The sequence below is a fragment of the Paeniglutamicibacter sp. ZC-3 genome (assembly GCF_025847175.2).
GTDB lineage: Bacteria > Actinomycetota > Actinomycetes > Actinomycetales > Micrococcaceae > Paeniglutamicibacter > Paeniglutamicibacter sulfureus.
In genome coordinates this window covers 17,663-27,439 of record NZ_JAOYTG010000030.1, presented here as the reverse complement: position 1 = coordinate 27,439, position 9,777 = coordinate 17,663, and the positions used below count along the sequence as shown (strand labels likewise).

Below are 9,777 nucleotides of genomic sequence, written 5' to 3'. Positions count from 1 at the left end.
GCTTCCGCTGGATTGGCCCTGGGAAACCGAGTGGGAACGGCTCTTCACTTCCGCGCACGCCCCACCCCAAATCGCCTAGAACCGTTCACCGAGCCCTCTGCGGCGCAACCAGGAAACCACCGTGGAACACCCGCCGACAGCGAGGCCGGCACCCTTCCCGTGCCCAAAAACGAAACCGCCCCCGTCCGTCGCCAGCAGACGACGACCGGGGGCGGATCGGTGGATCAAGGCTTAGCGTCCCGCTTAGCGTTCCGCTTACGGGGTCCCCTGTCTGGCTTGGTTCTATTTCCTTTTTCTGTTCCTCTGCTAACTATCCGGGACGCTCCTGTCGGGACGACGCTGGAGGATGTCGCGCCAACGGTCGTGCTAAAGAGTCTCTAGGCTTACTTACATGACTGACTCCCAAGTTCAGCAGGCCTACGCCGCTCGAGCATCCGAGTACACGACTATTCTTGGGGCTATCGATGACATGCATGAGCCGGATCGGAACCGCATAGAGCATTGGGCTCAGCAGATTAGCGGCCGTATCATCGACGCCGGATGCGGACCAGGACATTGGACTGACTTTCTGCATAAACGGGGTGCAGACATCTCAGGCATTGACCTCGTACCCGAATTCATTGAAAGCGCCCGTCTTCGCTTCCCCGATGTGCCATTCCAAGTCTCCTCGCTGCGCGCCCTCGACGAAGCCGATGGAAGCCTGAATGGAGTGCTCGTCTGGTATTCACTGATTCACCTGCCCCCAGCGGACTTGCCGCCCGTTCTCTGTGAGTTAGCCCGCGTTCTTTCGCCTCAAGGGCACCTGCTCGTAGGCTTTTTCGATGGTGAGGCTGCAGAACCGTTCGACCATACTGTTGCGCCGGCGTACTACTGGTCGGTGGCTCAGATGTGTAGCCTGTTGCATGACGCCGGGTTCGACGTGATTGATACAGAAACACGCCAGGATCCAGGCGGCCGGCCCCACGCAGCAATCTCGGCCATTGCCCGATAAGCATGCGGCTTGCGCGACGCGGGAACCGCATCGCACCGGCCGATCAAGCGCCATTCGTGGCCCACACCGCCATTCACGGCCCCTCGAGCGCCCGGAGGCGGTGAAAGCGGGCCTCGAGCCCACCGGGGTACCGCCACCGAGTTCGTGGTTGACGCAGTCAGAGTTGTCTGGTGAGGATTTCCTCCGGTTGCGGCTGTCGGGATGTATGAGACTTTGGATTTCAGTGCCTGGACGAGCCGGAGAGCATCGAACCCTGACCAAGAACGTCGCTGCCGTGCCCCCCTCCGATCGGCGAGCCGGTTTGTCGGCCATATTCCTACCTACCCGACGCCACAGTTCTGAAGAACCGGTGTCCGAGCGAAGCGGAACGGTGACCGGCGATACACTCGTGCTTATGGGTGAAAAAGCGAAGAGTGTCGACGAGTATCTCAATGCACTCGACCCCGCATACCGGGCAGAACTCGAACGGCTCCGCGCGCTCGTAACACAGCTCGTGCCGGACACCGAGGAGACCATAAGTTACGGAATGCCGACCCTCAAATACAGGAATCGGGCACTCGTGTACTTCACCGCATCCAAAAAACATATGAGCTTCTACCCCTCTTCATGGGCGATCGAGGAGCTGAAGGACCAGCTTAAGGATTACAAGACCACCGAACACTCCATCCAGTTCACGCTCGAAAAGACCCTGCCCAGCCGCCTCGTCGCAGATCTTGTTCGCGTACACGTGCGCGAAATCGACTCCAACAGGCAATAAGCCGCTCGCGGCCTATTGCCGACCGCCCGCGTGGTCGGCGCTGGGGTGTCGTGAGCACAGCATAGGACGCAGCCGTTCACCCACTCTTCACCGTCGTGTTCCCGAAGCTGGACACGGTGGCAACCTTCAATAGTCATGGTTGAGGCGTGAAGGTTGCCATAGTTGCTGAATCGTTCTTTCCCGAGATGAACGGGGTCACCCATTCGCTGCTGAAAGTCTTGCAGCATCTGGATGCGCGCGGGGACCAGGTCTTGGTCATCGCCCCGTCGACGTTGGAGAATGCGCCTCCTACGATGGAAGGCGCAACCGTCAGGCGGCTGCCCGCCGTTCCCCTCGCCGGTTACCGGAACATCCGGGTTGCCATGGGTGGGGTGCTGCGGGTGAAGACCCTGCTGGCCGAGTTCAATCCCGACGTTGTCCACTTGGCATCCCCCTTTGTCCTGGGCTGGCGTGCCGTCCGGGCCGCGGCGGCTCTGGGTATTCCCTCGGTTGCCGTCTACCAAACGGACGTTCCCGGATATGCAGCCCGCTATGGCATGCCATTCCTGGAAAATTGGGCATGGCAAAGGGTGAAACGGATTCACGTAGCTGCCACTAAAACACTCGTTCCCTCGAGCGACTCTCTGCAAAAACTGCAGGGCCACGGCATCCCGAGGTTGGAATTGTGGCGCCGTGGTGTGGATACTGATCGCTTCCACCCTGACAAGCGCAGCACAAGTTTCCGTGACACAGTAGCGCCACAGGGGCAAAAAATTATTGGCTACGTGGGGCGTCTGGCTCTCGAAAAGCAGGTTGAGGATCTGGCTGTCCTGGCTGGGATCCCCGACACCCGGCTAGTCATCGTCGGCGACGGACCGCAGCGGGAAACGCTCGAAGCCCTTCTTCCGGACGCATATTTTACGGGCTTCCTTGGCGGTGAGGAGCTGGCGGCCGCCATGGCCTCCTTCGACCTGTTCGTGCATCCGGGCGAACTCGAAACGTTTTGCCAGACCATCCAAGAGGCCATGGCATCAGGGGTCCCCGTCGTTGCCACCGGGCGCGGCGGCCCAGTGGATCTCGTGGATTCCTCCCGGACGGGCTGGCTTTACGCCCCAGGAAATCTGGCCCAGTTGCGTGATTACGCAATTGATCTCATCGGCGATGACGCCAAACGTGCAGCCTTCGCCGCCGCAGCTTTCCAGCAAGTCCAAGGCCGCAGTTGGCAGGTCGTGTGTGAGCAGCTGATGATTCTCTACACTCAGGCCATTGAAGAGCACCCGCGGATTCCGGCAGGCTCGAGAGGAAGCCGATGACCCTTTCGGTTACCGGCGTGGTCAACCTTGACCCAGCGCTTGCCCCCACGCTGGCACAAATGCTCCATGAGGACATTGGTTTTGACGCGGATGCAGCTCCGATGGACTGCCGGGCCAATTGCTCGGGCCCCTCCTACTCCCCCTCCCATGGGCCCGGTGTGCCCACGCAGGTCCATGGTGGGCACGACGGCGGGCGGCCCCGTTTTGCGACCGATCTTGCGGAGCTGGCTCAAGCCCAGACGCAGGGCCCACGCGTAGGGACGCCACCGTCGGAAGCGACTCACGATCCGAATTTCTCGTTTCCGGTGAGCGCGGACGAGGCCCTCCGGCTGCCCCTTGCCTCGAAATCGAGATGGGCAGCCGTTTAATTTCTCATGATTGATCGTGGACCGGGCCGCTATGTTGCCGTGGGAGATTCCTTCACGGAGGGCGTCGGGGATGGCAGCAAGCGGCGTCCCAATGGCGTCCGGGGATGGGCTGACCGGCTGGCCGAGGCTCTCGCCAGCGACAGTCCAGGCTGGGAATATGCGAATCTCGCCATCCGCAGCAAGAGGCTTCGGCACATCATCGCGGAGCAGCTCGAACCCGCCATCGCGATGGAGCCAACGCTCATCACGCTGTATGCCGGCGGCAATGACGTCATGGACCTTGGGACGAAGATCGTTGACATCTTGGCCGAGTATGAATTCCTGGTCAGTCAGCTGGCGCAGACGGGCGCAACGCTCGTGCTCTTTACCGGTTACGACGTGGAGGTCTCGCCCATTCTGGGGCCCTTGCGCCGCAAGAATCACGCCTACAACGACGGCGTCCGGCTCATCGCCGCAAAGTACGGCGCCGTATTGGTGGATTACGCCTCCTTCAACGCCTATGCGAATTCCCGCATGTGGGGGCCCGACCGGTTACACATGTCCAAGGCCGGGCACAAATACATGGCAGCGAGGGTCCTGGATGTCCTTGAGGTGCCGCACGGCATCACGCACCGGGACAAGCGGAGGGCACCGCGCGGCGTGCGGCAGCGGGCACGGGAACACCGGACGTGGGTCACCGAGTGGGTACTACCCATGTTCGGGCGAAAGCTACGGGGCACTACGCTGGGCGATAGCCTGAGCCCCCGCTGGCCCCATCCTGTGCGGGTGCCACCAAAGAAGGGACTGAAGAAACTGACCCGATAAGGCCGTTCCGGGATGGCGAACCCTTGTCGCTGGTGCGCTACCCGCGCCCCGATCCAGTGGTGCCGGGCTTCCTTGACAGGGTCCTGCCCGTCGCGGATTAGTTGCGCTCCGGTAAAAGTTCCGCGCGGCGCCGCTCAGTCCCGGGGAAGGCCACCTTTATCCCGGACTGTGAAATCCCAGGCCGAGCGGAGTATTCCCATGACGACGATGTCCTCATACTTTCCGCGAACCCAGGCGTGCTGGCGCAGACGACCCTCGACCACGAATCCCGCCTTCTCATACGCACGGATCGCGCCGAGGTTCGACTCGATCACCTGCAGGTGGACACGGCGCAAGTTGCAGCGCACGAAGGCAAACTCAACGATCTGTGAGATCGCTGCGGTTCCAATGCCGTTTCCACGTGCTTCGGGAACCAATGCGATCCCGACTTCCGCGTGGCGGGCGAGCTCGTCGAAATCGAAGAGCGAAACGCTGCCGACGGCTGCACCGTCCACATCGATCACGAAACTCACGTCCTTGCCCGAATCATCGGCATCGCTCTGCGCAAGTCGGCTTCTGAAGGCTTCCCCAGTCAGTGGCGCAGGCGATGCCGCGCTCCGCTCCTCCCAGGTGGCTAGATCGTCGGCAATTCGGAACAAGACGTCAAAGTCGTCTTCGGAACGGGAACGAAGCCTGACGGCTCGCGGGCTGGACAAGCTCAGGATCCTATCAATCAACGCCAGCGGCCCGACAGCAATGGCCAAGCCCTGGCCAGTGCTGGATGCCTTGGGCATCCCGGTGGGAAGTCGTGAACACGTAGCACTTGCCCCCGTTCCTTGGCCATGGCCTCCGACGGGCAGGAGGGGTTACTCCCCCGCCCCGGCCGCGAACGAGCACCGTCTTGACGAGGGCACGGCACCGCGGATGGCGGTTTCACGAAATATGACTTCGATTGCTTTGGCTTTGGCGACGGCATCACTATAGTGAACACTGTTCAATTGAACGCCGTTCAAGCATGAAGCGCGTAAGGAAACTCCCATGACCAATCCTTCTCCCCTCTCGATACGAGGCGGCGCCCGGCAGCTTGACGCCACCGGCCTTGCGCGGGTCGCCGTCTTCGCGGCGCTTGTCGCCGTGCTGGGTCTGCCGGGTGGCTTCTCCCTCGCCGGCGGTGTCCCGATCACCGTCCAGACCCTCGGGGTGATGCTCGCCGGCGCCATTCTCGGGGCGCGCCTTGGTGCCCTCTCGATGGCAGTGCTGCTGGCTCTGGTCGCGATCGGCCTGCCCCTGCTTGCCGGCGGCCGTGGCGGCATCGGCGTGTTCTTCGGACCATCGGCCGGTTACCTCATCGGCTGGATCGTCGGCTCGTTCGTCATCGGCCTGATCGTGCATGCGGGCGGGCGCAAGCCGGTCATGTGGCGGACATTTGTCGGCATGCTCGCCGGCGGGATCCTGGTGATCTATGCCGTGGGGATCCCGGTGCAGAGCATGGTGACGCGCCTGCCGCTGGGCGAGACCGCCATGCTGAGCCTCGCCTTCCTCCCGGGTGACCTCGTGAAGGCCGTGGCCGCGACGGTCATCGTCATGACGCTGGTCCGGGCCTACCCGCGCGCCTTCAAACGCGTATGGGCCCCCAAGGCGGCACCGGTTCCGGAAAGAGTCCGATGATTGTCCCGGTAAGCGGTGCCGACCCGGGCCTGCTCGAGCGCATCCACCGGATCCGTGAGGCAGGGGATGTGCCGCTGGTCGGCGATGCCCGATGGCCGAAGTCGCAGTGGGAGGCCACCGTCGCGGCAGCTGTCGCGGCGGAGCTTCCCGACGGGACGGCCTGGGCGACGCTCACCTCCGGCAGCAGCGGCGCCCCGCGGATCGTGCTGCGCAGTGCCGAGTCGTGGTCGGAGTCCTTCGCCGCCGTGAGCGCGTTCCTGGACGCAGGGCCTGGCGACACCGTGGCGCTGCCCGCCCCGCCCTCTTCCTCGCTCACCCTTTTTTCGCTCGCACACTCGCTTTCCGGCGGACCCCGCCCGGTGCTGCGTCCGACACCCGAGGCCGACGTCCTGCATGGTACCCCGCAGGCGCTTCGCGCGGTCCTCGACGCAGGCTCACACCCGCGGCTGCGCGCGGCATTGATCGGCGGTTCCCATCTGGACCCGGCGCTCCGCCGGCGTGCGGAAGCTGCAGGCATCCGCGTGAGCGCATACTACGGTGCGGCCGAGCTGTCCTTCGTGGCCTGCGACGAAGGCGAGGGCCTGCGCCCGTTCCCCGGCGTCGAATTGGAGATCCGGGGCGGGGAACTGTGGGTGCGCTCCCCCTACGTCGCCTCCGGATATGCAGGTGCCTCCGGCCCGCTGCGCCGCGACGGCGCGTGGGCGACGGTCGGCGACCGTGCAACATGGGACGATGGCCGCCTGCGCCTGCTGGGCCGCGCCGACGAAGCAATCCTGAGCGCCTCCGCGACGATCGTGCCCGAAGAGGTCGAGGCCGTGCTGCGCTCGATTACCGGCGTCCGCGACGCGATCGTGTTCGGCCTGCCGCGCGAGCCCGTCGGAGCCCTGGTTTCCGCGTTGCTGGAACTTGAGGGCGATGCACCCGTTGATGTCCGTCCGCATGCCGCGGCCCAATTGGCCCCGGCGCACCGGCCACGCCGCTGGTTCGCCGGCCAGATCCCGCGCACCGCGTCGGGAAAGCCCGCGCGTGCCGAAGCCGTTCGCCGGGTACTGGCCGGGGAGGTGCAGTCCCTTGTCATCCGCTAGCGATCCAGTCATCATCGCCGCCCGGCGCAGCCCCGTAGGCACCCGCGGACGCGCCCTGGCGCACCTGCGCGTCGAGGAGCTCGCGGCGCCCGTCATCCGGGCGGCCCTGGAAGACGCCGAAGCGGCATACGGTTCGCCGATCACCGTGGCAGATGTGATCCTCGGGAACTGCATGGGCCCGGGCGGGAACCCCGGCCGCATTTCCGCGCTGGCGGCAGGACTGGGCCACGGGGTCCCCGGCGCAACCGTGGACCGGCAGTGCGGCAGCGGCCTCGCGGCTCTCCTCGACGCCGCTGCCGCGATCCGCGCAGGTGACCGCCGGATACGCGTCGCCGGCGGCGTGGAGAGCGCTTCCACCGCACCCGTGCGCTCGGTGGACGGCATCGCCTACGGCCGTGCGCCATTTACGCCCGCCGGCTTCGAGGACCCGGAGATGACCCGGGCCGCCGAGGACCTCGCCGAACACGACGGCATCCCCCGCGCCCGCCAGGACGCCCATGCCGCGCGCAGCCACGCCCGAGCCCGCGCGGCGGTTTCCGCCGGCCGCTTCGATGCCGAGCTCGTGCCGCTGTCCGGGCTCCACTACGACGACGCGATCGGCGGGGCGGAGCGGCTGCTCCCCCGGTTGCCCGCACTCTTCCCCGGCGGCACGCTCACCGCGGGCACCGCCACGCGCATCGGGGACGGCGCCGCCGTCCTGGTGCTGGGACCCGCGGGTTGCGCACCCGGGCTCGCGATCCGCGCCTCCGCCGTTTTCGGCTGCGATCCGGCGCTTCCCGGCATCGGGGCCGCCGGCGCCATCCAGGACGCCCTGCACTCGGCGGGATGGAAACTGGCCGATGTCCATGCGCTGGAAATCGTCGAGGCCTTCGCCGCACAGTCCCTGGCCGTGCTGGACCGGATCGGGATCGCGGAGGACGACCCGCGCCTGTGTGCCGATGGCGGCGCGCTGGCGCTCGGCCATCCCTGGGGTGCCAGCGGCGCGATCGCCGTGGTGCGCCTCTTCAGCCGCCTGGTGCGCGCCGGGGCGCCGGCGGGAACCCGCGGGGTCGCCGCGGCATCGATTGGCGGCGGCATGGGCATCGCCGCAGTGCTGGAGGTGGTTCGATGAGCACCACGGCAATCCACCTCAGGGACGTCGGGATGCGTCTGGGCAACGTTGACGTGCTGCAGGACGTTTCCCTCGATCTGGACGCACGCACCGTGGCGGTCATCGGGGAGAACGGCTCGGGCAAGTCCTCGTTCGCCAGGCTGATCGGCGGCCTGGCCACCAGGACCTCGGGCGAGCTGGACATCCTGGGGATCGACCCGAGCCGCCGGGCCGCCGAGCTGCGCCGGCGCATCGCCGTCGTCTTCAGCAACCCCGACGCGCAGATCATCATGCCCACCGTCGCAGAGGACGTCGCCTTCTCGCTGCGCGCCGACAAGCTCCGCCCTGCAGAGCTTGGGCAACGGGTGGCCACGGCCATGGAACGCTTCGGCCTCGCGCATCTGGCCGAACGGCCCTCCCACGATCTCTCGGGCGGGCAGAAGCAGCTGCTCGCGCTGTGCGGCGCGTTCGTGCGCAACCCGGAGCTGGTGATCGCCGACGAGCCGACCGCCTACCTGGACGCACGCAACGCCCGACGGGTCGCCGACCACCTGTTCGAGGACGTCGGACACCGCCTGGTGCTCGTCACCCACGACCTCGCGCTGGCCGCGCGTTGCGACCAGGCGGTGATGTTCGCCGGCGGACGCATGGTCGGCGTCGGCGAACCCGACGCGATCATCGCCAGGTACGAGGCCGTGCTGCGGTGCTGACGCTCTACAGGCCGGGCACCGGCTGGCTGCACCGCATGCCCGCCGGCCCGAAGCTGCTGCTGGTCCTGGCGGTCGTGCTCGGAGTCTCGCTGCTGCCCTCGCATTGGTCTTCGGCGGCCATCGCCGCGGCGGCGGCCATCGGGGGCTACGCGGTGGCGGGCCTGGGACCCGGAGGGTCCGGCATCCTGGAACTCGGCCGCCAGGTCCATGCGATCCGCTGGGTCATCGCGATCACCGCGCTCAGCCAGGTGGTCTTCCTGGGCCCGGAACCCGCGCTCGCCAACGTCGCGCGGGTCACCGCCGCGATCGCGATCGCCGCCCTGCTGGCACTCACCACCCGGGTGACAGCGCTGCTGGATGCCATCGAACGCGGGCTGCGCCCGTTGGAACGACTGGGCCTGGACGCGCAGCGGATCGCGCTGCTGCTCACGGTGACGATCAGCACCATCCCGGTGCTGGGCCGCCGGGCGGGCGAGGTGCGCGATGCACAGCGGGCGCGCGGTGCCCGAAACAGCCCGCGCACCTTCGTCGTCCCCTTTCTCATCGTGGCGCTCAAGCACGCGGACGAGCTCGGCGATGCGCTCACCGCGCGGGGTGTGCGATGAGCCTGGAGAGGCCGAACGTGCTGGGTCCGGCCGTCGATGGCCAGACGCGCTGCGTCCACTATCGAACCGAGCTCGACGTGATCGCGATCCAGTTCGCGTGCTGCCGCGAGTTCTACCCGTGCCACCTGTGCCACGCGGAGGCGGCCGACCATGATGCGGCGCAGTGGCCGGTGGATTCCCGCGACGAGCCGGCCGTGCTCTGCGGCGTCTGCGGCCACCTATTGGCGATCACCGAGTATCTCGATGTCGACTCGTGCACGCGTTGCGCAGCGACGTTCAACCCGGGATGCAAGCTGCACACGGAGCTGTACTTCCAGAATTGATTCGGTGCAGCAGGATCTGCTGCCCCGACTTTCGGATCCCGGGCCAGGGTGCGCACTGCAGCGGGCCGCTGCGGTGCGATCAACCCCCCCCTGCGCCCGAGGACT

11 protein-coding genes are annotated in these 9,777 nt (G+C 66.3%); 10 read left to right on the top strand and 1 reads right to left on the bottom strand.

The window, feature by feature from the left end; genetic code table 11:
- The first annotated feature begins 391 nt into the window (after positions 1-391).
- The 4 genes from OIU93_RS19745 to OIU93_RS19730 all read left to right on the top strand — a co-directional run bounded on the left by OIU93_RS19745 (position 392) and on the right by OIU93_RS19730 (position 4,212).
- Entirely contained in the window at positions 392-991 is a 600-nt protein-coding gene (locus OIU93_RS19745) for a bifunctional 2-polyprenyl-6-hydroxyphenol methylase/3-demethylubiquinol 3-O-methyltransferase UbiG (protein ID WP_264271762.1), read from the top strand.
- A gap of 394 nt (positions 992-1,385) precedes the next feature.
- Positions 1,386-1,748 carry an iron chaperone gene (locus OIU93_RS19740; RefSeq protein ID WP_264271761.1) on the top strand — a complete coding sequence of 121 codons (363 nt, stop codon included), beginning with the start codon at positions 1,386-1,388 and terminating at the stop codon, positions 1,746-1,748.
- A 146-nt stretch (positions 1,749-1,894) separates the two neighbouring features.
- The gene (locus OIU93_RS19735) at positions 1,895-3,040 is read left to right on the top strand and encodes a glycosyltransferase family 1 protein (protein WP_264271760.1); all 1,146 of its coding nucleotides are present in this window, start codon (positions 1,895-1,897) and stop codon (positions 3,038-3,040) included.
- Positions 3,041-3,414: 374 nt separating this feature from the next.
- Positions 3,415-4,212: an SGNH/GDSL hydrolase family protein gene (locus OIU93_RS19730; protein ID WP_264271759.1), complete on the top strand. Its 798-nt coding sequence runs from the start codon at positions 3,415-3,417 to the stop codon at positions 4,210-4,212.
- 134 nt (positions 4,213-4,346) lie between these two features.
- Here the strand turns inward: OIU93_RS19730 and OIU93_RS19725 are convergent, their stop codons facing one another.
- A complete protein-coding gene (locus OIU93_RS19725; RefSeq protein WP_264271758.1) occupies positions 4,347-4,985 on the bottom strand; it encodes a GNAT family N-acetyltransferase in 639 nt (212 codons plus the stop codon).
- Between the two features lie 244 nt (positions 4,986-5,229).
- Here OIU93_RS19725 and OIU93_RS19720 point away from each other — a divergent pair, with 244 nt between their 5' ends.
- From OIU93_RS19720 to OIU93_RS19695, 6 genes are read left to right on the top strand one after another with little or no spacing between them, the layout of a single operon-like run.
- The gene (locus OIU93_RS19720) at positions 5,230-5,859 is read left to right on the top strand and encodes a biotin transporter BioY (RefSeq protein ID WP_264271757.1); all 630 of its coding nucleotides are present in this window, start codon (positions 5,230-5,232) and stop codon (positions 5,857-5,859) included.
- The gene (locus tag OIU93_RS19715) at positions 5,856-6,944 is read left to right on the top strand and encodes a class I adenylate-forming enzyme family protein (protein WP_264271756.1); all 1,089 of its coding nucleotides are present in this window, start codon (positions 5,856-5,858) and stop codon (positions 6,942-6,944) included. Before OIU93_RS19720 ends, OIU93_RS19715 begins: the two co-directional genes overlap by 4 nt.
- The gene (locus OIU93_RS19710) at positions 6,931-8,055 is read left to right on the top strand and encodes a thiolase family protein (protein ID WP_264271755.1); all 1,125 of its coding nucleotides are present in this window, start codon (positions 6,931-6,933) and stop codon (positions 8,053-8,055) included. Before OIU93_RS19715 ends, OIU93_RS19710 begins: the two co-directional genes overlap by 14 nt.
- Positions 8,052-8,744, top strand: a complete 693-nt coding sequence (locus OIU93_RS19705; RefSeq protein WP_264271754.1) for an energy-coupling factor ABC transporter ATP-binding protein — start codon at positions 8,052-8,054, stop codon at positions 8,742-8,744. Before OIU93_RS19710 ends, OIU93_RS19705 begins: the two co-directional genes overlap by 4 nt.
- Positions 8,738-9,349, top strand: coding sequence for an energy-coupling factor transporter transmembrane component T (locus tag OIU93_RS19700; protein WP_264271753.1), 612 nt, complete (start codon positions 8,738-8,740; stop codon positions 9,347-9,349). Before OIU93_RS19705 ends, OIU93_RS19700 begins: the two co-directional genes overlap by 7 nt.
- Positions 9,346-9,672, top strand: coding sequence for a CHY zinc finger protein (locus OIU93_RS19695; protein WP_264271752.1), 327 nt, complete (start codon positions 9,346-9,348; stop codon positions 9,670-9,672). Before OIU93_RS19700 ends, OIU93_RS19695 begins: the two co-directional genes overlap by 4 nt.
- The last annotated feature ends 105 nt before the right edge of the window (positions 9,673-9,777 follow it).